We start from the raw sequence: 24,009 nt of genomic DNA on the forward strand, positions 1-24,009 counted from the left end.
TCTCCTAATTTTAATTATTAATATCAAGTAGTAATCTGGATTAAGGTGCTGTCCGCCCGACGGCAGGTTCCCGCCAAGTTACGCCGCAACATAACAAAAACACCATCCAAAGCGGGACGTAGCTGCGGAATAGACTCGATTCCATTGTGTTGTTCAGCAATACAAACAATAGACAAGTCAATAGCAGCAGACTGGTCAGAGCGTCATACTGCGCCAAACGTAGGATGCTTAAAAACAAACCGATAGTCAGCACAGCAACCAATAAAAGTCCGACATAGCCCATCTCCAATACAACGTCAACGTAGCCGTTATGGGCTTGTAACAGACCGGCAATAAATCCTTCGCCTAATGCTCGGGCTGCGTCTCCGACTCCCCAAAAAGAGCCGAAACCGTAGCCAACAAATGGAGCCTGATCAATATAATGGCCGGCAAATTCCCAAATCTTGGTGCGCCCGGTAAATGTCGTATCGTGAAATATAAATTCCGATATATCACTGATTCCAAATGGAATGATCATTGAGGCCGCTATAACCGCTACGGCAAGGTTTAAACACATGACGACGGCAATAGTGCGCGCAAGCGCGTCTTTTATCCTGGACAGGCTAATGATCAATCCCGCAAGAACTGGGGTGACAAACAACAAACCGATAGAGGTTTTAGAATGACTTACAATGCACAAACCAATTGCCAGTAGCGCCAGAGCCGCAAATAGCCAGCGCAAACACCCTTGACGCCGGGCAGATGCATACGCGAAAAAAAAGAAACCCGTTGTGACAATCTGGCCCAAACTATTCTTTTGGGAATAGATACCCCGATAGCCGAAGTCCGGAATTCCCAATAACGGCAGCGTCATCACGTTGATTATGATGACGGCGGCAAAAATCCAGCATACTTTGTCGACTATCTCTTGCCGATCAACAACCATCACAAAGGGAGCAACCACACAAGATAACAATAATGCCTGTTGCATTGAACGTCGCAGACTGATTGCAGGCACATCGCTCCAAACAGCACTGACTATCTCCAGCAACAGATACGAAAACAGCAAGAAGATGTGCAAGCGGGCTCTTTTCAGCTCCTTGTTGCCCGTATTCGCCCAAAAGTAGCCAACCATTCCTGTCAGCACAAGCCACACGATCTTATTGCTCGCGGTTCCCTCCGATACAGTCTGGTTAATGCCCGAGCCAAACTCAGACTCCGCTGTCGCGGAGAACATCAGCAACGGCGCGATAATCAGCGCATAGGCAAACGCCAGCGGAGCGATCCATGACACAATCGCACTCTGGGTATTATTTAGGGTGTCTTTCAGGAGATTGCCGTTGCTCAGCTTATTTGTCACGAGAATCCTTACTTACGTTCGTTAATCGGGTTCGTGCCAAGATATAAAATATACCGGCCGCCGCAACGACTTCACCGGCAATGACTGATGTAACGGCCCACTCCGACACGCCGGCCATACAAACGCCGAAGAGCACCCCCATTGAAGCGACAGCGCCTATAACTGTCGTCAACGCAAGCTGCCTGAACTTTCGACATGCCTGTACCCCTACCCCGCAGACGGAGCGTATTTGGAAAAGCAGGGTAGCAAGCGCCCACAGCATTACCGTCAAGATAACACCGGAATATTTATCGCCAAAAAAGTGCTGATTCAGGAAAGGCCATGCGAACCATAGCGCGGACGAGAATGCAATATTCAATACGATGAAACTAAGTACAGATACGCCTAGCAAACGGAAAAACTTACCAGAATTACGCTCTTCTACCAATACGGAAAGATGCGGTCTGGCCACACGGCTCCATGCGGAAGCAACCAGATTAAGCGGACCGAAAAAAACTCGCCCCGCCTGGATGCTCCCCACTGCTGCGGTCCCAAAGACCGCTCCAATCACAAAAACATAGCCTCGATTCTGAGCCTCCGTTGTTGCAACGCCTATCAAGCTCCAGGAGGCTTCTTTCCATACTCCCGGATACAGTTCCTTACACGTTTGCCACGGACTTTGCAGGATGCTGCGTATTTCGCTTATAAAAGAAGGGATCATAATCATCAGGTTTGCTAAGGCCAAAGCATTCAAACAAAATGAAAGCGACAACACATTGGGTTCAAGATACAAATACGCATAAGCAAGTTCGGCCGCAGCCAGGATCACAAAAAAACCATCATCAATTAATACCGCTTTGAGCCTGCCCACCACTATGGCCCGATTTCGAAGATATTCCCGAAATAAACTGGTCGCCAAATAAAATCCAATTGCTGTAATTGTCGGCATACCCCAGTTTAACGCTGGGAATATGGCGAACAAAAAGCTGCTCAAAAAAGCGACAATACAAATCAAAATATTGACGACTGAAAATAATGTACGAAGCTGCTTTTTTCTTACTCCGGATGTTACGGTAGGCAGCATTACAGAGGCGGGCGTATTCACCATCGCATTCTGAATACCGACAAGTAAAAATCCCACCGACAAGATGATCCCGAACTTGCCGTATTCCTGTGGACTCCATGCCTTGATCAGCATTAAGTTCAACGCAAAGTTGAATGCTGAAACCAAGCCTTGATCCAAAATTGAAATTGCAACACGCTTTTTCAAAACTAAAAACCGCCAACATTTCTCTGAGCATTAACTGACCGACAGCCAATGCTCCAAGATACGAGAGGAAGGTTATGTTGCATCGGTATTATCATTTCATTCATAGGCTTCATTGGTCTTATAAAAAAGCACTGCCAATCAGGCGCTTCCGATTTTCAGCGGATAACGTCTTCAAAAGAGCCTTAATGAAATCTTCCTGCGCAGGGTAAGCGACAGCCTCATCGCCCAGACTGGAAACCCGGAAAACCATGCCATCGGGGACTTTCCCGGTCAGACCATATTTCAATTGTGCCAATTTCCATTGACGCCTGTTGATAGTCATTGTGTCCCCTATTGTTATCCAATAGATAACTGACTCGACTCGAGTACCTTGCACTGCCAATAACCGTTTGACCGGAACTGTTCCAAAACCCGTATTGAAAATACCGGCCGCACTCTTTAGTATCTGAAACCCCTGAGCGCTGTAACATACTTCGGGCTTGTGGACCTGCATCATGTCGCTTTGATCACTGCCATAAGCAATAGATAGCATAATCCGCTGACCTTCATCGTTGATATAAGCGCGTGACAGGGTTTGACTATAAAGTATATTTATCAAGGACTGCGCTTGGGAACTGACCAACAGGTACACCAAGCTGTCATCCTCTCGCCAATGGTCAATTTGCTTGGGAATCATAGTTTCCAGGTTAATTTGTGTTTGTTGTTCCGCTGTCTTTTGCGCCGGCTTTAAGAGCATGGCAACCCCCGCCGTCAACAACATCAACATAAAAATAGTTAAAGCTCTAAGCTGGAATGATCGAGCGTTCGTGACCGGCAACCGAGAGTATCTGCTTTTCATGGTGATCTTTGCAGTAGGCTTAAATATTAGCTGTCAGGTTTGACGGCACAAAAACCGGCTCTGGAAATACTTTTCTCAGCAAGCTATCCAGCGTAAAAAATACTAGCATTGCCGCTGTAAACATAATAATTCCAGCCGCATTATGCAAAATCCCCTGCCCGGCTTTATCACCCAAATGGTAGGTTATCAAAACTAATAAAATAACCCGCACCACGTTGGCAAAGAAGGCCACAGGGATAATGCTCAAAAGCAAAAACAGGCGGTGTTTCCAGTTTTTATAGGCTCTCAGGTGCTGATAGAGCAAGCCGACGGCTAATAATGAAAATAGCGAGTGCAATCCTGAGCAGGCATCGACAACCAAAAGCTGATACTTGCCGATCAGCAGAGAGACGCCGAGCCGGGCAATGGGATACCCGGCCCAATAAAGGATCTGTTCCGCTATCGAGGATATTAGCTGCTTTAATGGTCCGGTAATTTCATCAACCAGAAAGCCAGGCATTGGAATCATGAATACGATAAATAACAGTGGAAATAGTGTTTGCTTAACCGCATCAATCCCCACGGTAATAAGCAGGCTTCCGCCCAACACCAGCATGATAGAACCGATTTCAAATATTAAAATGTCCTGGGAACGACCCACTGCGTAAAACAACAGTCCTGATAGCAATACCAGACTGCCCGCCCATAAATGACTGGTGCCGGTTGTTGCTATGAATAGATGGCGCTTTTGCCAAAATAAATAAACCGTTACCGCCAGTATAAAAGGCCCATGCCCCTGCTCTTTGTTGTTCCAGAGTCCGTGGGACAAGTCGTAAAAAGTCGGCACATATAGAATCGCCAGCCCTAATAGAACCGGCCAACCCTTTTTAATGCCGTAATCTCGACACCATTCCGATACAGAGGTCATCACCGAAACTTTCCGTTTAGTTCATTACCACGCCGAGCAGCTCTGCGCCGGTAGTGGAAAGCTGATTTTTAATACGTAATGCATGCGCCATCCGAGTTTGGTTGCGGCGAACAACCAGAACGCAACAGCCGGCCCGTGCAGCGACAATTTGTGCATCGGCATTGTCCAATGCGGGCGGAGTATCACAAATAATGATGTCGTATTTTTGCCCAACGGCTTCCAGCATCTGGCTAAAACTTGTGCGACTGAGAAGTTCTTGGGGATTAGGCGGTTCAGCCCCGGCACAGAGAACTGAGAGATTGGCGAAGGATTTAATCGGTGTGATTGCATCGGAATAATGAATGCGTCCTGCCAATACGCTGGATAATCCCAGTTGATTGTCCAATCCGAATAACTGGTGTTGATTAGGGCTACGTAAGTTGGCATCTATTAGCAAGGTTCGCTCGCCCAACTGTGAAACTTCGATGGCCAGATTGGCAGCCAGCTGGCTGCTTCCATCTTCATGCTGGGCGCTTATTAAAGCCAGTGTTTTTCTGTGTCCACCAAACCAGCGCAGCATAAGTTGGCTACGCAGGACGCGCAAAGCTTCGCACTGACTGCTATTTGGCTGATAAGCGGCAAACAGCTCCGAACTGATACTGCTCTCGCTGTCAAGCGGCAAGCAAGAGTAATCGAACTGACGGGCAAGCGCATTTAAAATATCATCTTCTTTAAGCAAACCAAGGCGAAGAGCCGCTTCGCCGAAACGCAAATGATATTCGCGCTGCACTTGCGAAATTTGTTCAATACTTTGTTCAGTCAGCTTACCTGACGCAATCAATAATTTGCCGATTTTGGTATCAACCGGCGATATCAATGGTCTGTCCAGGATATTTTCAACTACGCTATTCATATTAAATTTTCCAAAGCTCATCTGGCTTTTAAGCTAGTCGTGTTTAAGGGGTATTCATGACGGGTATTTCTCCCAATACAGCTAAGCCTAGTCCCTCTGAAATATCTTCAGTTGTACGCAAACGCCGATCAAACAGTTCAGCGAGCAGCGCAAAACCAGTGCCCAAGAAAGTGCCTAAAAAGAGTGACAACACCAAATTTAGCCGAATCTTTGGGCTGGCTGGTTTTAACGGAGGAACTGCCGGATTAAGGACTGCGATATTACTTTGATCGATCTGACTTTCTAAATGTACCTGGCCTGCACGTTGCGAAGCAGCATCATAAGCAAGTTGTGCGTTCTCGACTTCTTTGGTAAGCACATCCAGTACGTCTCTTTGTTGTTTTAAATCAAAAATCCTTTGCTTCTGATTTTCCATTGCTTTTTGCAATTCTTTTTCTCTGAGTTGATCAATTTCAGCCACTTGCCTTACCGATCCCATCGCATTATTGATCTCTGTTTCCATTTTTGTGCGCAATGAAGACAATTCCGCGGCAGCACTTTGATATTGCGGATGATTTTTCCCATAGCGTTCGCCAAGTTCGGCCAATTTAGCCTCCGCTTTTGCAATATCCGCCTTCATGCTTTGCAGCAAGGTGTTGCCTAAAAGATCAGGCAACGCCTGCAAATGCTTTTTTGCGGTCGCCTGAGTCATTTGTCTTAAGCGGGTTTGACTATCGTAAGCTTGCGCCTGAACAACAACCAGTTGACTGGAAATCTCCGCCAGCCGGGTGCTCTCCAAATCGAGCCTTTGACTGTCAGCCGCAACAATGCCGTGTTCGCGTTGCGCTGTGGATAGTTTTTCCTGCGCCGCTTGGACGTCTTTTCTCAAGTTCCGAGTCTGCCCTTCAAACCATTCATTCTGGCGTTTTGCCGGTTCAACTTTAAGGTCCAACACAGTTTGAATGTAAGCATCGCCAAAAGCATTAGCCAATGCAGCGGCAAATTGCGGATCCTCACTCGTGTAATTTATCTGAATTATGCTGCTTTCTCTTGAAGGTTTGACATCCAGGTCTTTTAGTAAAGCATCGGCCAGCCAATCCCGAATGGTACCTTCCTCATTTGTGGCTTCTATATATTGCTCCTTAACCTGGGCAATATCGGTCAGATGTAACTGATCAACCACTCGCAAGGCGACAGCATGACTGGAAATAATATCAACCTGTGTCGCCATATAACCGGGTATTAATTGCGATATTACTTGTGACGATAGTGTAATGCCGGTTAGTGGATCGGAATTTTTACTATCGGTAACCACAGACACCGTTGCAATATAGTGTTTTGGTAAAAGCAGGCTGACCGTCAACGCAATCAAAAAGGTTATCGCCACAGTCAACAATAAAATATTTTTGTGCGCTCTAAGAATCAATAGTAATTGGTTAAATCTCATGACTTACAACCAACTTTCTTTTACGTACAACACATCATCCGCCTGTAATAAGCTAACGCCTTCCACATCTATCTCCCGTTCCTTACCTTCTGCATCGCGGCGTTTAACAATAGGCGCCGGCCAGGTTTCCGATCCTTTAGCTGTTAAGCCGCCTCCTGCCGAAATTGCCTGGGCAATGGACATATTTTTTTCCAATTTATAAGAACCGGGCCGTTGTACTTCGCCGTAGATATAAAACATAGGCGCACGCGGCACAACAATGACATCGCCATTGGTGACGGCATGATTCTGTGTTCGATCTCCTGCCAGTAACGCGTTCAAATCTATAGTTACCTTGGTTCCATTACTATGCAATAACGTAGCGAAATCAGCGGCTGGAGGCACTTCCATAACACCACCCGCCAGAGCCAGCAAATCGATGACATGACTGGATACTTCAAGCGAATAGATACCGGGTTTGTTAACCAAGCCCAGTACATTGACTTTCTGGCTTACAAACTGTGTGACCACGAGGGTGACTTGCGGTCCTTTAATATAATCACCATCGTTCAGTCGCTGAGTAATCAATCGTTCCGCTTCGGCAACTGTTTTTCCACCGAGACTGACTTCACCGAGCATCGGAAAACTCACATTGCCGGTCTCGCTGACGCGTATCTCCGTCGTTAAATCGGGGTACTCATAAACACTAATTTTAATAACATCCCCGGAACCCAAGCGGTAATCTTTATTAATTTCAGCCGACCAAGCGATTTCTAACACGCTAAACCAAAACAATATGATTACTGTAAGCAAACATCTCATATTCATCATGCTGAAGGACTCTTATTTAATTTTAGACAAACCATGTTCCAGAATTTTTTGTTTATCGGGTTCTGGTTTGGTGTCGGAAGCTGGCGCAGTTTGCTGTTCTGCTTGTGCGGTCGCAATAGTTTTATCCTGTTTTACAAGATCTCCCGGATAGACAATGGTTGCCGCCGCATGTAGCTGTTTAAGATGCTCGTCCAGTATTTGTTTGTTACGGGTATTGACAAGAAACTTTTCAATCTCAACTTGCGCCTGCTCCAGGCTAACCGGATGCTCAGCGAAATTGATCACCTGCATCAGCAATTGTTTTGACTGAGCTTGAGGAACGAAGAGGATATCGCCAACTTTAGCATTGGAAAAAGCGTTTAACATTTCCAAAGGCAACTGTTCAGCAGGCTTGGTCACTGTTTCTTCCAGAAATTTGACTTTATATTGTTTAAGCAAGTCTCTGACTTGTTCTGGGGTTGAGGCCTGGCCTAATGACGCATTAAGAGCGGGATCAAGTTTTGCCGTTTCCAGATCAAAAAGTTGGAATTGATAAATGCGTCGTTTTGCAAAAAGCTCGGGATGTTGTTGGTAATACTCCTGCTTGGCTTGAGCGCTAATCGGGGCAGGATTCAGCACGTGGCGCTGTACATAAGATTGCGAGAGTATTTCCCGTTGGGCATTATCTAACGCCATCATCGTCTCCGGATCCCGATCCAGCTGGTTTGAAAGGGCTTTTTGAACCAACAACTCCTGATCGATCAAGATGTCCAGTGCCTTACGCGATGCGCCGTCTGCCGAATCGCTGAGGCCTGAAGCCTTCATCACTTTATTGACTTGGTGTATGGTTATTTCGGAATCATTAACCTTGGCAGCCACTTGAGTAGACTGTTGTTCGGTTAATTCTTTACCGCAGCCGGCCGCTGCCAATATTGATAACGTTAAAACGCTGTTAGCCAGATTTCTGACAACATATTTTTTATCAACACGTTTAAAATAAATTCTACTCATTGATTCCTTCGTACTCTTTGTCGAATTAGTATGCATTTTTGTCACCCAGTACAACGCCCACGGTCCGCATGATAATTTGCAAATCCAGCCCGAAAGACCAGTTCCGCAAGTAGTCGAGATCATATTCAATACGCGCGGCCATTTTATCCAGACTATCGGTTTCGCCTCGAAAGCCGTTGATTTGCGCCCAGCCGGTAATACCGGGTTTTACTTTATGGCGAATCATGTAGCCTTTTATCAGTTGCCGATAAAGTTCGTTATGAGCAACCGCATGAGGTCTGGGACCAACGATGCTCATACGTCCTTGCAAAACATTAATGAACTGGGGCAGCTCATCTAATGAGGTTCTGCGTAAAAAACCTCCAAAACGAGTAATTCGCGAATCATTACGTTTGGCTTGCTCAATGACACCGCTATTTTCACAAACAGTCATAGAGCGAAATTTATAAACCCATATTTCTTCGCCATTCAGCCCATAACGTCGCTGTTTGAACAGCACTGCGCCCGGAGAACTCAGCTTGATGCCCATGGCAATTAAAATAAACACCGGGATAAGGGGTATCATTAATAACGATGCAATAATAATGTCGCTCAAACGTTTCAGGAGACTCCGCAAACCGTAAAACGGCGTTTCACAGACAGCAACGACAGGCACATTGCAGACTTGATCGAAACGTGCCTGAATCAGATCGGCAATAAACAAATCGGGCACGAAATAAATTGATGCGGTTGAGTCCCGCATGGCATCCAATAGCTCTATGATGCGAGGCTGATTCGCCATTGGCAAAGCAATAAACACCACATGCACACCGTTCCGACGCACAAACTCAGGCAGCATTTTAATGGTACCCAGAATTTTTTCACCAGCCGGCTCGGGAACTCTGTCAAGACTTCTGTTTTCAAAAAAACCCAAAAAATCAAGGTCGGAAAACTTATCCATTCGGCTGTTTTTAACCAATTGCAAGCCCAGAGCATCCAACCCGACAATCACTGCCTTACGCTTTCTAGGGTTATGTTTTAAAAAGAAGTCCAGTAAAAAAAGAACCGTAATTTGTATTAAAAAAAGCGCAACAGGCGTAACAACACTCCATATTTGAATTCCCGGTTCGAACACCAAATATCCGAAACCGGATAGTTCAAAAATTAACCAGAGAACCACCAGCATCAGTAACCAGCGCAGTAAAATATCCAGGAAGCTGCGCAGCCAGGGAAAACTATGTTCTGCTCGATAAATACAGACTCCATCCATAAAATGCATGGAGGCAAAAAAAACCAAGACCATCAACAACAAAAAAACACCGGATAATGACCTTTCCCAATACATAAAGCTGCCTGCCAGCAGGCTAACTATGCTAATCGGATACAGCAGGTTTTTTATAATAAACAGCACCGGCCTGCCCAACGCTATCAAACTCCCGCTGTGGATGCTGGATTTAGAAGCCAATCGTGTTATGTCTGTGTTTGCTTCCATATATTTTATTAATGCAATTTTCTTTAAAATTCAGTTGTATTTGATGTTCCGCAACATATTCGTATGAAACGGTCTCAGCATATGCCGCGCAGTCGATCTTAGCGGTGCATGGGAAGTGGCTATTTCTCAGAATATGTGCGGATTAAAAGCATTGGAAACCAACAATTAGATTGTTTTAATCAGACAGAAAGAAACATAGGGTCTTGACTTATGTTTTTTCGACGCAGCTGCAAACTTAGCAGGACGCCTCCAATCATCAACAAAATCCATGTTTCGGGTTCCGGCACTGGAGCAACCGCTAAAGAACCTGAGTAACGACCACCCGCGAGACCGTCCCCAATACCGCTAACTTTTAAAGCGTAACTGCCGGAAGCCAAGGAATTAAAAGTCATTCCAGTTGTCGTCGGATTCAAATCTCCTGAAACAGCACTATAGTTCAGAGGATTGAACGTCGACGACCCCAGCACTGTGGAATACAATTTAAGGGATAAAGTCTGAATGTCTTGGATCTTAAAAGAACCGGAAGGTACAGAAAGCGTGTAGTTTTGATTATTTATTTGAGCATTAATATTGTTAATTCCACCCAAATTAAAAGTCCAATAATCTTCGAATGCACCTGTACCGACAGTTGCGTTGAATGAGCCCAGAGGTTGATTTAAATACAGCGCATTTGCTGAAGCTACTGTACTAACAACCATCGTCCCCAAAAAAACCAGTAATGGCAATATTTTCATAATCAACTCCATATATCGTAATTAACAAAAACTCACATTTTCAAAAGGCAATTTTTTATCTAGCTTCCATTATTAGCCACCCGCAACTTACGAATTAAATACTTAAAAACCTAATGCCTAAACTCCTGCGATAATGCTTGAGCGAGCGTAGATTTATGTAGTTTTATAATTAGTAAGCTCACAAAATCTATTGTGCGAAGAAATTCTATCTTTGACGATTAGCCTTGCATTTCACTCTAACCATCAACATCTGCTTCCAAATAGTAAACAATACATTTGTCTAAATCAGACCAGATGAAATAATCAACAAAAACAGATTGTCGTATCGTCGTATTCCGGTTTGGTAAAAAGAATTTCAATTGGCAACGAGCTGTATGAGGACTTATAAATAATTAACGAGCGGTATATTCGTTAATATCCTTATCTTGTGTACTCAATAATGAACTGAAAAAAAACCGTTCATCCCCAAAATCATCGCTACTGACATTTCGCTCAGGTCGCGATGACTTTAGGTACAGAATACACAAGCAAGATGAAAGGAACCTGTGGATTTCATTAAAATCAGATGAAGATCCGCATAACTTCAGGTCGCGGCAGTCTCCGACGCGCTTAATAGCTATTAGGCTTAATGTCACAAATGCGCTTACTGATAACGCCAAATTCTTTGACATACTCAAAATTTAAGTCTAACAGTTGCAGTAATGCTATCACCGACATATGAATAAAATTGGCGATTACTATCACGCTGATAAAACTGGTAAGCCAGATTAAGTTCCGCATAATTAACCGGTGTGTAGCTAACGCTGACTTGCGACGAAAACAGTTCGTCTTTACGCACTCCAGAGTGATTCTGGGTTTCTATGCGCGCTTGCCCTGACAGTACAATTTTGTTGCTAACATTCCAGCTGGGCGTAAGACTCACCCCCTCAGAGATATAATAATTTGAAGCCAGCTCGGCAAAAGCCGCTAGCTCGTGCCAAGTTGCGACAGCTACTAATGTTTTAGCCGTAGGCATCCAATTCATACCAATACGCCAGATTGCTCCTTGATAATCGGTCTGGGGCAAATTCGGATGGCTTCTTATCAAATACCCAACCTGACCATCAAAGTGAAGCTTGGGCGAGTAATCATATTTAAACAACGCCCTCGCTAAATTCTCCTGATAGGCAATATCCACACCTCCCACACCAAAACTCAACTGCCTGAGGGGAAACCGTGCATCAGTATGCGCATATTCAACGCCCAGGGAATTGCCATGCGATGTTAAAAATGTAACACCGCCATGACTCGTTTGCGCCTCGATATTTTGATTTTGCCGGGTAGCGGCACTATGGGTTGTATCTGACTTTCGCCAACCTGCATCGAAGCGTAAGTTCGAATTCAATTGATAGCGAACATCAAAATAGTATTCAGGCCTATCCAAAAGGTCGAGCGCAAAAAACTGCGTGTTTGCAAAACCCGCCAGCGACCTGCTGTAGTCCGCTCCCAGTTTGCCGGACCAGCCGTGGCCGACCTGCCATCGCCAAACGGCACTGTCTTTTGTAGACACATTATCAAGCTGCGTATTGGCAGCGTAGCGGTTATCATCTACCTGCAGATCCAGATCAAATATCTGGCGACCTAAAGCCTTATGTATACGACCGCCAGCTGAAGCGTTATTGATAAAATCACCCGTTTCCATCTGCGGTCCTAACTGCCTATCCCCTGAAATCCTATACAAATTATCGTCATAAGTTAGCGACTCACTCACAATCGGTTGTAACAAATCACCTGCATCGGCTACTGACCAGGCAGATGGCGAGTATATAAATAACAGTAACTTTATCCATAATAAGAATCGACCCCAGCTATTCAATTTATTTCTGGCTAGAGCTTTAATTGGTAAACTTTGCAATAGAACCTCATTTTCAAATAGACGGAATGTTTTGAAAGCTCAGACACACTAACTGAAAAGATTAGGGTGACGGATAATGGATATAAAAGTCTCCGATACATATACCGCAAAAGCTTATCCAATGACCTACCCAAGGCACTAACGTGTAGGTTTTGCGATAAAATGTTCAGTGAACGGAATGTCTCGGCAACATAGACACATTAAATGGAAGAATCAGGATAAAGAATAACCGCCCCTCCATCATATGCAGGCAGAAACTTATGAAGGGTCCTTATAATTGCTTGTAATTGATCGACTAACGTAAACACTGAAGAACATTAAGAGCTTTTACACTCCAATGCCTCAAAGCTTTCTTTTCAAATTGATGCTTCGCCATTTTTCTTAAAACACGCTCATATCTTTTAATGTCTTGTTTGAGCAATAGAATGTCCTCATCCCAGAGTCCCTCTTCAGCAGTGCCCTCCATGAACCACGCTCTATGTTGTTTTTCATTTAATTCTGCTTTAAGGTCGTCAAGCCAGCCGGTAATAACGCCTTTACCGACAAAAAAATCTTTTTTGCTCTTCCGCTCAAGATCACAGTCCTTAACGACATAATCACCCACAGCAAAATTGCCATACTCATTAACTAAATAACCTGTAAATTCTGCAGCATTATCAATATCAGCCTGAGTTAACTTATAAATACCGATATCCATGCTTAACTCACTCTGTTTATTAATTAAGTATTGATCTAGGGCTGATATTTTTAGGCAGTTCAATATCTGCATCCATAGTCTGTCTCGTATTCAGTCATCTTTGCTTATCACCTTGCTAAATATGACTGTCTTTGATCACTACAGGTTTCGGTTGGCGCATTGATAGTCAGTAATACGATTAAAACCATCGTCTTATAGGCCGTCAGGTTTATCTATGATTTTTTAAGGTCTGTTATTGCTCTGAACTGAAAAGCTGGAGCCTTATGAATTACAGTTATGGATGTCATACTGTTTTTAAAATTCAATATTATTTTGTATTTGTCACAATTATCGCAATCGCGACCGGCATTTTGCGAGCGCAATGTTAGGGTAAATATTACAGAAGCAAGATGAGGGGAAACCAACGGATTTCATTAAAATTAGATGAAGATCGGAATAGTCTGGATAAGACAGTAACAATCACAGATTAAACAAACTATCGTGAAAGGCGAAAGAATTATCGCCGCTAACTCAAAGATTGGGGGGTCAATAGTCAACGACCTGAGTGTCATGTCATTATTATCCAGCTGTTCGAAGAACCGGTATTGATGAACGCATATAAAATATTGCACATCGCCAAGCCATTAGTATATTGTTCGGTTGACGTTAGCAAAGACGCTTGCTGAATGTTTTCCAAAGAGTTAAATAATGTATTTTTACTGGCCTTTGCAGCCCTTATGCTACAGGGGTGCGATTGACAAAAGCGGCCTCCATGCCCATGCGCTCAGATGGAGCAATTGTGTCGATAATACCTGGCGTGAGTAATAGCGCTCATGATGCAATCGATACCGCCGATAAGATTGATGACATTCCGGTTTAAATTCCGGAAAATTAACAGGCACCGGAATTGCTGACAGATTGATCTGACCAGGAGAATAATCCTTTTCAGACAGGGACATAGTGAATAAAAGTTTATTTTTATCCTGTCGAAAGCAATCAGCAGGGACTTAATCAAACACAGCAAACCGCGCTGGCCCCGAGCGTCACCCGTATAAAAAGGGTCCGAGAAACCACAAAATCATCGGTAACTTAATAAGAAGGTTTGACAATGGACTATCCCTCATAAAATAACCTTTAAATCAAATATTACAGATTGTTAAGCGACGGCTGCATTATTGCCCCTTGTAACTGCTGAAATTTTGTGTAGCCAATTTTTTATATTACAAAACATTGGATAAAAACCATGCAATATATCTATTCATTCCTGAAAGGTGACGGAAAAAATAAAGCTCTGCTGGGTGGTAAAGGCGCCAATCTATGCGAAATGACTCAAATAGGACTTAACGTACCGCCGGGATTTGTCATCACAACCCAAGCTTGCCTTGATTACCTTAAAACCCAGCAATTGCCCGAAGGTTTGCTGGAAGAAGTTAAAGCCCATATCGCCGAGGTAGAAGTTCTTTCCGGTAAACAATTTGGTGGCAGCCATAATCCATTGCTCGTATCCGTACGCTCCGGCTCGGCTATCTCTATGCCGGGAATGATGGATACTATTTTGAATCTGGGTCTCAATGAGCAAACCCTGACCGGTCTTATTACCCAGACTGGCGATACCCGCTTTGCCTATGATGCCTACCGCCGTTTTATTCAGCTATTCGGCAAGGTTGCATTAGGTATTGACGATGAAAAATTTGACCTGCATTTCGCCGCCATCAAAAAACAAGCCGGGATTAAAGCCGACGTAGGTTTAGATGCCGATCATTTACGCCAAATCAGTGAACTGTTTCTCCAAGTGGTCTTGGAAGAAACCGGCAGGCCTTTTCCTGAAGATGTTTATGAGCAGCTGGAATTGTCGATTAAAGCCGTTTTCAATTCATGGATGGGCAAACGGGCGGTAGACTACCGGCGTGAATTTCACATTACCCCGAACATGGCCAACGGTACTGCCGTTAATGTGGTCGCCATGGTATTCGGCAACATGGGTAACGATTGTGCAACCGGCGTCGGATTTACTCGCAACCCAGGTACCGGTGTTAATGAAATGTATGGCGAATACCTTGTCAATGCCCAAGGCGAAGATGTTGTTGCCGGTATTCGCACGCCAAAACCGGTGCACGAATTAATCCATGAAATGCCGGACCTTTACAAACAGCTGGTCGATTTGCGTAACAAACTGGAAAACCATTACAAGGAAGTCCAGGATTACGAGTACACCATTGAACGCGGCGTATTGTATTGCCTGCAAACGCGTAACGGTAAAATGAACGCGGCAGCCATGGTCCGCACTTCAGTGGAAATGGTAGCCGAAAACCTGATCAGCAAGGAACGGGCTTTATTACGCATCAATCCCGAATTGCTGGAACAGCTGTTACATCCCCAGCTTGATCCCGATATTAAAGCTCAGCCTGTTGCTCAAGGCTTGCCCGCATCTCCGGGCGCAGCTTTCGGTAAATGTGTATTTGATGCCGATACGGCTGAATTGATGGGACGTGCGGGTGAGAAAGTTATTTTGCTCAGGGAAGAAACCAAACCTGAAGACATTCACGGCTTTTTTGCCGCCCAGGGTATTTTGACCAGCCGCGGCGGTAAAACCTCCCATGCCGCAGTCGTTGCCCGAGGCATGGGCAAAGCCTGCATTGCCGGAGCCGAAGATATAAAAATAGATGTGCGTACCCGCCAGGCTATTATTGGCGATCTGCATATTCGCGAAGGCGACATCATTACCATTGACGGCAGCACCGGCCTGATTTATTTGGGCAAAATCGCCACGATTGAACCTTCATTTTCCGATGAATTAAAAACCTTATTAGCTTGGGCGGATGAGTTTGCCGAATTGGAAGTTCATGCCAATGTAGATACGCCGGAGCGCGCACGGATGGCAGTCAGCTACGGAGCCACCGGTATTGGCCTGTGTCGTACCGAGCGTATGTTTAATGCATCGGATCGATTGCCTTTAGTGATTGATATGATTTTAGCGGACAGCAAAGAAACGCGGCAGCAAGCTCTGGAAAAATTATTTCCTATCCAGCGAGATGACTTTAAACAACTCTTTGAGGCCATGTCGCCTTATCCGGTCACGGTACGGCTACTGGACCCGCCGATGCATGAATTCTTACCCAGCGAGCACCAGCTGGAAGATGAAATCAAGGCGTTAAATCTCTACAAGGTTATGATTCAGGGACAGCAGGTTGCTCTGGATACCCTGACTATACAGACATCATTACCGGCACCGTTTAATTATTTAAATGAGGAGGTTATCAATAAAGCGATTGCTAAAAAGCAGTTAATGCTGAAAAAAGTCAAAGAATTGTATGAAGTTAACCCGATGCTGGGACACCGGGGCGTGCGTCTTGGCATGTCGTATCCGGAAATTTACCAGATGCAAATTCGGTCGATTCTTGAGGCGGCGGCTCTTTGCGCTAAACAACGCACACCGATCTTGCCTGAAATCATGGTGCCCCAAGTGATTACCTTACAGGAATTGATACGGGTAAAAGCTTTCGTTGATCAGATTCAACAGGAAGTCGAAAGTCAGTACGGCATCACCCTGGCATTTAAATTTGGAACCATGGTGGAGACTGTCCGGGCTTGCACCCGTGCCGAAGAATTAGCCCAAGTCGCTGAATTCTTCTCGTTCGGCACCAACGACTTAACCCAGGCAACCTTTTCATTTTCACGCGAAGATGCCGAAAACAAATTTCTGCCGCTTTACAACGAAACCGGATTGCTTGAAGACAACCCGTTTGAAGTGCTTGATGCCAAAGGCGTCGGCCAGTTAATGAAAATGACCGCTGATTCGGGGCGAAAAACCCGGCCCGATATTAAAATAGGTATTTGCGGCGAACAGGGCGGCCATCCGCAATCGATTCGCTTTTGCCATCATATCAAACTGGATTATGTTTCCTGTTCGGCACCGCGCATACCCATAGCCAGACTGGCTGCCGCCCATGCTAAATTACAGGAGGACGACTACAGGATTTTTTAACCTGGAAGCTATCAATTCCGGCCTATCAAGCTCAAAATTATGCTTTCCCCCGTAACTATCGACTACCCGGCGGCACGATGCGCACATCAAAACTGATAATTGCTTTATTCTTTTCGCTATTCATTCCGATTGCAAACGCCGGAGATATGGCATATCTGCTCAATACCACGCCGGCCGAAAGAGCCGCTTCACAAACCCGTTTCATGAAGGCAAAGCTGAACCTCTCCCAGGACGTTGTGGCCAAGGTTCAGACGATCAACGAGGACTATGCGGAAAAGATAGAACCTGTATTAAAAGGATCAAGTATCGGTCTGTTTAAAATGCATGACATCAAAGCTGTTCTGGATCAAAAGGATGACACATTACGCAGCATTCTGACGCCCGAACAGTTTGATGCCTACGTAAATGCCAAAGACGAGTTGAAGCAAGCCATGCAACAAGACCTGAAGCACTGACCCGGTATTCCGGAAGGTATAGGCGTTACCCACATGCAAAGCGATTTGATAAATTCCATCAATCATCACCGGAGACAAACGAGATGCCCTATTTAAAACTAAATACCAATGTTGTGATCGACATAGAGCAGTCAGCAGAGTTATTAGCTGAGTTTTCCCAGTTACTGGCTAAAGAAACCGGCAAACCGGAACGCTATGTGATGGTTGAAGTGAACGCCGGTAAAACCATGCTGTTCGCCGGAAATGCCGATCCGCTGGCTTATGTAGAATGCAAAAGCATTGGCTTAACCACGACTCAGGCAAAAGCTTTGTCCGCTTCCATTAGTCGGTTCCTGACCGCAGAATTAAAACTTTCGGCCGATCGTATCTATATCGAGTTTAGTAACTGTCCTGCCGAATGGTGGGGCTGGAATGGTTCGACATTTGGCTGATAGCGTTTGCATTAAGCTGTATTAGCATAACTATAGGAGTTGGGGACTTATCAAGCTATCGAAGTTCCCGCTCGTTAGATCACCACGGTGCGGATTCATAATCGCTATTTCATCAAGCTCACAAAATTACTCATAAAATGTATTGATGAGGCGCGAGGCGACTATATACATAATGTACACCGGTTGTATGAATAATAGAATAACGCTAACCGCGGTCAGTATTGAAACATGGTACGACAGGCCAATAAATAAAAGCACTATCGCTACAACAACCATTAGTCCGGAGTAATAAATTCTATAATCTTTATTCATTACCCTCCATTTCTTCATTTTTGAAGAAAGCGCATTCGCGGCAATTCTATACAACTCCTCCTCGCTGTAGAAATTCTGATCATGTACTTGATTATCAGAATATTGCGCTGTATTTTGCCCACAATACCGAATTCCGTTGATCCATATTTTTGCCTGAATTTAGCTTCAAGCTCACTAATCCAGCGATCATGCTTGGCGCGCTTATCAAAGTGGATCAATATTTCGTAGGAGTGCTGGATTATTTTAGTTATTCTTAGCGCCTCTTGAACGGACCCGTCGAACTTATCCGGATGGTATTTCTGCATTAAGGCTTTGTAAGCAGCCCGTATTGTTGCATTCGAAGCATTTCTCCTGATTTTTAAATTATCATAGTGCGTGCGGAATTCAGGCATACTTTAAAGACCGGATAAATAACAGCGAAAAACGGATTGCGGATGTCCGATAGCTTAAGCTTTTGAGAAACATATTGGATAAATCTTTACAGGATTATTTTTGACGGAAGTATTTGATAGTCTAAAACGGCATCGATTTTTTGCCAATTTCAACATTTATTATCAATAAACTTTCTTATACCACATAACAGCGTAGTAATGATTTCTGGCCATTCTTATGCGCTCTGCCGGAAAGCTTTAACATCCCTACCCCTCACACTTTAAACCAAAAGCCACGACCTCTTAACCGGAACATTGAAACATGGCCAATAAAGCCGCTCCCGCCAGCTCACCGCGCCACACTATTATGGATGAATTTTGGGGGGGACTGGCATCCATGTTAGTCGCCTTGCCCTCAGCAATTGCTTTTGGCGTGCTGGTATTTTCGGCGATTGCGCCGCAAATGGCCGGTGAAGGCGCTCTTGTCGGCATGATAGGCGCGGCCTGCATGGGATTGGCGGCGCCCTTATTTGGCCGCACTCCGGCTTTAATTTCTGCTCCTTGCGCTCCGGCCGCGGCCGTTTTATCAGGGTTAGCGATTGAATTAATCAGCACAGGCACTGAAATTAACCGCATCCCGGCGTTATTGGCCCTGACTGCTCTATTAGCCGCGCTGTTACAAATCCTTTATGGTTTATTGAAAGGCGGACGACTGATTAAATATATTCCTTTTCCAGTCGTCAGCGGTTATTTATCCGGTGTCGGTTTAATTATCGCCGTCGGCCAGTTCCCTAATTTGCTCGGCTTACCGAAAGGAGTGGGCTTGTGGCAAGGCTTAATGTCACCGCATTTTTGGCAATGGCCCGGAATCGCAGTGGGTTTGGTCACTATTATTGCGATGTTAACCGCGCCGCGCCTGACCCAAAAAGTTCCGGCCGCTATCGTAGGTCTATTTGCAGGAATACTCAGCTATTTTCTATTAAGCCTGTTTATGCCTGCACTGTTGTCTGTAGAAACCAACTCGCTGATCATCGGACCGATTCGTGCCAATACCGATTTTCCGGCAATGGTTAAAAGCCGTCTTCAATCCGTACTGGAGATCAGCTTGGCCGACTTGCACATAGTCGCCTATTCAGCCTTGGCTTTATCGGCTTTGCTGTCTATCGATACTTTGAAAACCTGCGTAGTGCTGGATGCGTTAACCAAAAAACGCCATGATTCCAACCAGGAGTTATTCGGTCAAGGTATTGCGAATCTGCTGTCTTTTGTAATGGGCGGAATGTCGGGTTCCGGCACAATGGGCGCAAGTTTGGTCAACGTCACCAGCGGCGGACGTAAAACCCAATCGGGGCTGATTGAAGGCAGCCTGGTAGTGCTGGCTATTCTAGCGCTGGCGCCATTAATTGCCTGGGTGCCGATTGCCGCATTAGCCGGGATTTTGCTGGTGGTCGCTACGCGCATGTTCGATTGGCATGCTTTCCATTTGCTACGGCATAAAGAAACACTTTTTGATTTTGCCGTGATTGCCGCAGTCGTGGTTGTCGCGGAAACAGTCGGCTTGATTGCCGCCTCCGCCACCGGCATCGGCTTGGCGATTTTCTTGTTTATCCGCGATCAAATTAGAGCCTCGGTATTACGGCGACGGGCCACGCTTAAAGAAACTTCCTCTAAAACCCATCGCTTGGAGGAAGAACGCTCATTGATAGCCGAACATGGCGACGAAGCAGCCATTTATGAATTACAAGGCAATTTATTTTTCGGCACCACCGATCATTTGTTTAGCCAGTTGGAACCCGATTTAGCCATTTGCAGATGGCTGTTATTCGACATGCGCCGAGTGGAATGCTTAGATTATACCGCCGCGCATTTGTTTACTTTAATGCAGGACCGATTACGCGCGCGCGGCGGTGAACTTATCTTTAGCGGCATGCCTTCCAGGTTGCCCAGCGGCCAGGACCTGTTGCAATACATGACTCAAGTCGGCTTGGTCAACAACAATGGTAACGGGATTCGGATTTTCGATACGCGTGATGAAGCTTTGGAATGGATGGAAGATAAAATTCTACAAGCAGCCGGGTGGACGGAAGAATTTACCGAACAAGTTCTTGATCTGGCGGACATTGAGTTATTGCGTAAATCAGATGACGCAACGCTTGCGGCATTGCGTCCTTGTCTGCATGAGCGGACTGTGCAGGCGGGAGAGAGAATATTTGTCTTCGGTGACAGCGGTGATGAACTGTTTCTGATTCGCCGTGGCATTGTGCAAATTTTCTTGCCGCTGAGTGGCGGCAAACATCATCATTTAGCCACTTTCAATCAAGGCGACTACTTTGGAGAAATGGCGTTTCTCGATCACCGTCAGCGTTCGGCTGAAGCCATTGCCAAAACTGAGTGCGAGCTTTACGAATTGTCGCGGCATGAATTTGATATCCAGGTACATAATAATGCGGTGTTAGGAACGCGGATTTTTGCCCGCATTGCCAGAGCCATTTCCTTGCGGCTGCGGCAAACCGACATTGAGCTTTGTTCGTTAGAAGATCGCTAAACTTTTCGTTAGCCGCCAAAATTAGACCGCCCTTACGGTCACTAGCAGCTGGTTTGATAATAGGTTAATGGCTACGCTATAGTTAGCCATCCGAAATATAAAAAACTTTAAATAAAGCATAAAGAGGCTACTCATGAAACGGCAAAAAACCATCATTACTAGGCTTACATTATTGACCGTTACCACAGCCGCCTTGGTGCTGAGCGGTTGCGCGATCACCACTCTTAAGGAAGCTGAGCAAAATGATCCTTGGCGAGGCTGGAACAAAAGTACGCAATCTTTTAACGATAGCTTCGACAAACACGTATTGAAACCGGTCGCTAAAGGCTATTTGGACATTACCAATACTGCCGTTGACGAAGGCGTAACCAATTTTTTCAGCAACATTAACGACATAGGCGTCACTATCAACGATCTTTTGCAGCTTAAACTATTGCAAAGCGGCATGGATCTCAGCCGTTTTATAATCAATACAACGGCCGGCGGCGCGGGTGTTTTTGATTGGGCCAGCAAGATTGACTTACCTAAACATAATGAAGATGTCGGTCAAACTTTAGGTTTTTGGGGAGTGCCGTCCGGCCCTTATTTAGTACTGCCGTTTTTTGGCCCCAGTACGCCCAGAGATACTATCGGTTTAATCGGTGATGCCTTCCTGGACCCTATAACCTATGTTTCGATCTTCGGCGGTTTTACTGGTACTGCCGTATCAGCAGGAACCAGTGCACTTGATGTAACGGATTATCGTGCCGGCATAATGACATCCGAAAAAATCGTTAATGAAGCATCCAATGGCAATCGCTACGATTTTATAAAAAGCTCCTATCTACAACATCGTCAATACCTGATTGATGATGGTAATCCGCTGAATGAAGATGATCCTTTGTAGCCGGCGCTAATCTCACTTTACTGCTTTTGACCGTAACTTTGCACATGCCGGCAGTCCCTGTGACTCATTCATCCCTGCTCGTAATTCAAACCGCTGCCAGCGAGATTACTTTGGCTTTTTTCAAAGCCTTGCTGAGCATCAGGTAAGTATCTCGATCAAACGCCGGTCGACCTCCCGCCAACAAGTCATGAATTTCCGATTCATGCTTGGCGGTGCCGAGATAGCACCAGCGATCAATAACATGTATTTCGTCACCTTCCTTTATGCCTATCGCACCGCGATAAGGCCAGGTGGTTAGTTTGAGTTTAGTCATCGCCACCATCAAGCGCGCGGCATGTTCGAGCGGTTTTTCATAGCCAACGCACGCACCTTTGCATTTTTTAATCTGGTAGGCGAAACACGGCCGGCCTTTGGCGGTTTCTTCCAAGCCTAAGCTGCTCAGGCACAGTTGATATTGATCGGCAATACTGCGCAGGGCTTTTTGCGCATCGCGCTGGTTATGATAAAGACCGTAAAGATTATTTTGGCTGCCAAAATCAAGATCATCGGCCCAAATCAGGGTTGGGCGCAGTTGTTCATCTTCTTGTTGCAGCAGTTGCCAGGCACATAAGTCATTTTTGCGCCGTAAGCGCCGGTTATGCGTCGGCATCAATTGCTTGATCAGTTTGGCTTCAGTCAGCAACGCACCCAATTCGCCAGCGGTTTCAATCCAGTCAATCCGCCGCAGCTGCTGCGACAGCGTCATTTCCTTAGTGTCGCGATGGTCCGCCGAGAAATGCGACAGTACGCGCTGTCTAATGTTGATACTTTTACCAATATATAGCGGCAGATCGTTTTCTCCATAAAACAGATACACACCGGGGCCTTCCGGTAAATCATGAATCAGCAGCGGGTCGATATGCGACGGCAGGCTGGATCGACTGACCAATTGCTGGACGGTATCATTCAAGGCCGATACCGAAAAACTGGCTGCAAGATGTGTCCAGAACTGATGAATCAGCTGGGCATCGGCTAAGGCTCGGTGACGGTCTTTGGCTTTGAGGTTATAGCGTTCGATCAGGCTATCGAGATTATGATGCCTGTATTCAGGGTAAAGAGTCCGAGAAAGTTTGACTGTACATAATACGGTGGGTTGAAATGTCATTCCCAGCCGCTTGAATTCGTTCTTCAAAAAGCCGTAATCAAACCGGGCATTATGCGCGATAAACAAATGGCCTTGCAGCAGCGCACCCACCTCTTCGGCAACGGCTTCAAACCGAGGGGCATTTGCCACCATGGCGTTTGTGATGCCGGTCATCTGTTCGATAAAGACAGGAATGCGAGTTTGCGGGTGAACTAACTGACTCCATTCGCGTACACCGCTTTCATCCACCAACACAATCCCAATTTCGGTAATGCGATCTTTGGTGGCTGAACCGCCAGTGGTTTCCAAATCAACAAAAGCTAGAGGTTGCATAAAAATATTAAGAGTAAGTCGCTAATAAAGTAATGTTGCAGATACTCCTTTATCAAGACCCGTTCATCCAAAAATCCCGGAAAGCGTGTTGCTATTAAATTCTAAGGGCTAGCAACTCATGCCGGTCGGTGGTGAAAGATTGTGATTTGAATTGTTGATACATAGGCCAACGTTTACTGATCATTTCGCTGCCATAACGAATGGATAGTTTATCATGAACACGATTGATGTTCTCCAACCTTGGTCATCGACTGTTCCGACCGGAAAGAATTTTCACCGCTACCCAATCCTCAACAAGCATCAACGGTTTTAGGGTGAAGTGAGATAAGAGTAGAATACAAA

21 protein-coding genes are annotated in these 24,009 nt (G+C 45.4%); 6 read left to right on the forward strand and 15 right to left on the reverse strand.

Annotated elements, in window-relative coordinates; genetic code table 11:
• Positions 1 to 40: 40 nt before the first annotated feature.
• The 12 genes from V7051_RS10025 to V7051_RS10080 form a co-directional block, all read right to left on the reverse strand.
• Complete coding sequence (locus V7051_RS10025) at positions 41 to 1,339, reverse strand: O-antigen ligase family protein (RefSeq protein ID WP_333874819.1); 1,299 nt, start codon at positions 1,337 to 1,339, stop codon at positions 41 to 43.
• The gene (locus V7051_RS10030) at positions 1,329 to 2,588 is read right to left on the reverse strand and encodes a lipopolysaccharide biosynthesis protein (RefSeq protein WP_333874820.1); all 1,260 of its coding nucleotides are present in this window, start codon (positions 2,586 to 2,588) and stop codon (positions 1,329 to 1,331) included. Before V7051_RS10030 ends, V7051_RS10025 begins: the two co-directional genes overlap by 11 nt.
• A gap of 118 nt (positions 2,589 to 2,706) precedes the next feature.
• Entirely contained in the window at positions 2,707 to 3,426 is a 720-nt protein-coding gene (gene epsI / locus V7051_RS10035; RefSeq protein ID WP_333874821.1) for an exosortase-associated protein EpsI, B-type, read from the reverse strand.
• A gap of 19 nt (positions 3,427 to 3,445) precedes the next feature.
• The gene (gene xrtB / locus V7051_RS10040; RefSeq protein ID WP_333874822.1) at positions 3,446 to 4,333 is read right to left on the reverse strand and encodes an exosortase B; all 888 of its coding nucleotides are present in this window, start codon (positions 4,331 to 4,333) and stop codon (positions 3,446 to 3,448) included.
• Between the two features lie 16 nt (positions 4,334 to 4,349).
• On the reverse strand, positions 4,350 to 5,225 hold the full coding sequence (gene epsG, locus V7051_RS10045) for a chain length determinant protein tyrosine kinase EpsG (RefSeq protein ID WP_333874823.1): 876 nt from the start codon (positions 5,223 to 5,225) through the stop codon (positions 4,350 to 4,352).
• Between the two features lie 43 nt (positions 5,226 to 5,268).
• Positions 5,269 to 6,651: a chain length determinant protein EpsF gene (gene epsF / locus V7051_RS10050; protein WP_333874824.1), complete on the reverse strand. Its 1,383-nt coding sequence runs from the start codon at positions 6,649 to 6,651 to the stop codon at positions 5,269 to 5,271.
• A 3-nt stretch (positions 6,652 to 6,654) separates the two neighbouring features.
• On the reverse strand, positions 6,655 to 7,410 hold the full coding sequence (gene epsE / locus V7051_RS10055; protein WP_334181139.1) for a polysaccharide export protein EpsE: 756 nt from the start codon (positions 7,408 to 7,410) through the stop codon (positions 6,655 to 6,657).
• A 63-nt stretch (positions 7,411 to 7,473) separates the two neighbouring features.
• Positions 7,474 to 8,451, reverse strand: coding sequence for an EpsD family peptidyl-prolyl cis-trans isomerase (locus V7051_RS10060; RefSeq protein ID WP_333874826.1), 978 nt, complete (start codon positions 8,449 to 8,451; stop codon positions 7,474 to 7,476).
• A gap of 25 nt (positions 8,452 to 8,476) precedes the next feature.
• The gene (locus tag V7051_RS10065; protein ID WP_333874827.1) at positions 8,477 to 9,922 is read right to left on the reverse strand and encodes an undecaprenyl-phosphate glucose phosphotransferase; all 1,446 of its coding nucleotides are present in this window, start codon (positions 9,920 to 9,922) and stop codon (positions 8,477 to 8,479) included.
• 179 nt (positions 9,923 to 10,101) lie between these two features.
• Positions 10,102 to 10,656 carry an FxDxF family PEP-CTERM protein gene (locus V7051_RS10070; RefSeq protein ID WP_333874828.1) on the reverse strand — a complete coding sequence of 185 codons (555 nt, stop codon included), beginning with the start codon at positions 10,654 to 10,656 and terminating at the stop codon, positions 10,102 to 10,104.
• Between the two features lie 673 nt (positions 10,657 to 11,329).
• Positions 11,330 to 12,550 carry an outer membrane beta-barrel protein gene (locus V7051_RS10075; protein ID WP_333874829.1) on the reverse strand — a complete coding sequence of 407 codons (1,221 nt, stop codon included), beginning with the start codon at positions 12,548 to 12,550 and terminating at the stop codon, positions 11,330 to 11,332.
• A 295-nt stretch (positions 12,551 to 12,845) separates the two neighbouring features.
• Positions 12,846 to 13,247, reverse strand: coding sequence for a hypothetical protein (locus V7051_RS10080; protein ID WP_333874830.1), 402 nt, complete (start codon positions 13,245 to 13,247; stop codon positions 12,846 to 12,848).
• Positions 13,248 to 14,004: 757 nt separating this feature from the next.
• Between V7051_RS10080 and V7051_RS10085 the strand changes: the two genes are divergently transcribed.
• The 4 genes from V7051_RS10085 to V7051_RS10100 all read left to right on the forward strand — a co-directional run bounded on the left by V7051_RS10085 (position 14,005) and on the right by V7051_RS10100 (position 18,097).
• Positions 14,005 to 14,106 (forward strand): DUF6726 family protein, encoded by a 102-nt coding sequence (locus V7051_RS10085; protein WP_333874865.1) that lies wholly within the window; start codon positions 14,005 to 14,007, stop codon positions 14,104 to 14,106.
• A gap of 363 nt (positions 14,107 to 14,469) precedes the next feature.
• The gene (ppdK, locus tag V7051_RS10090; protein WP_333874831.1) at positions 14,470 to 17,211 is read left to right on the forward strand and encodes a pyruvate, phosphate dikinase; all 2,742 of its coding nucleotides are present in this window, start codon (positions 14,470 to 14,472) and stop codon (positions 17,209 to 17,211) included.
• A gap of 77 nt (positions 17,212 to 17,288) precedes the next feature.
• Positions 17,289 to 17,666, forward strand: coding sequence for a hypothetical protein (locus V7051_RS10095; RefSeq protein ID WP_333874832.1), 378 nt, complete (start codon positions 17,289 to 17,291; stop codon positions 17,664 to 17,666).
• A gap of 83 nt (positions 17,667 to 17,749) precedes the next feature.
• Positions 17,750 to 18,097, forward strand: coding sequence for a phenylpyruvate tautomerase MIF-related protein (locus V7051_RS10100; RefSeq protein ID WP_333874833.1), 348 nt, complete (start codon positions 17,750 to 17,752; stop codon positions 18,095 to 18,097).
• Positions 18,098 to 18,423: 326 nt separating this feature from the next.
• On the opposite strand, the gene V7051_RS10105 is transcribed toward V7051_RS10100, so the two are convergent.
• Entirely contained in the window at positions 18,424 to 18,801 is a 378-nt protein-coding gene (locus V7051_RS10105; protein WP_333874834.1) for a J domain-containing protein, read from the reverse strand.
• A 301-nt stretch (positions 18,802 to 19,102) separates the two neighbouring features.
• Here V7051_RS10105 and V7051_RS10110 point away from each other — a divergent pair, with 301 nt between their 5' ends.
• A complete protein-coding gene (locus tag V7051_RS10110) occupies positions 19,103 to 21,325 on the forward strand; it encodes an SLC26A/SulP transporter family protein (RefSeq protein WP_333874835.1) in 2,223 nt (740 codons plus the stop codon).
• A 133-nt stretch (positions 21,326 to 21,458) separates the two neighbouring features.
• Positions 21,459 to 22,211 (forward strand): MlaA family lipoprotein, encoded by a 753-nt coding sequence (locus tag V7051_RS10115; RefSeq protein ID WP_333874836.1) that lies wholly within the window; start codon positions 21,459 to 21,461, stop codon positions 22,209 to 22,211.
• A gap of 85 nt (positions 22,212 to 22,296) precedes the next feature.
• On the opposite strand, the gene V7051_RS10120 is transcribed toward V7051_RS10115, so the two are convergent.
• Both V7051_RS10120 and V7051_RS24660 read right to left on the reverse strand, forming a co-directional pair.
• Positions 22,297 to 23,667 carry a 3'-5' exonuclease family protein gene (locus tag V7051_RS10120; protein WP_333874837.1) on the reverse strand — a complete coding sequence of 457 codons (1,371 nt, stop codon included), beginning with the start codon at positions 23,665 to 23,667 and terminating at the stop codon, positions 22,297 to 22,299.
• 94 nt (positions 23,668 to 23,761) lie between these two features.
• Positions 23,762 to 23,905 carry a DUF4113 domain-containing protein gene (locus tag V7051_RS24660; RefSeq protein ID WP_442919649.1) on the reverse strand — a complete coding sequence of 48 codons (144 nt, stop codon included), beginning with the start codon at positions 23,903 to 23,905 and terminating at the stop codon, positions 23,762 to 23,764.
• Between the last annotated feature and the right edge of the window lie 104 nt (positions 23,906 to 24,009).

The organism is Methylobacter sp. (assembly GCF_036845245.1).
GTDB lineage: Bacteria > Pseudomonadota > Gammaproteobacteria > Methylococcales > Methylomonadaceae > Methylobacter_A.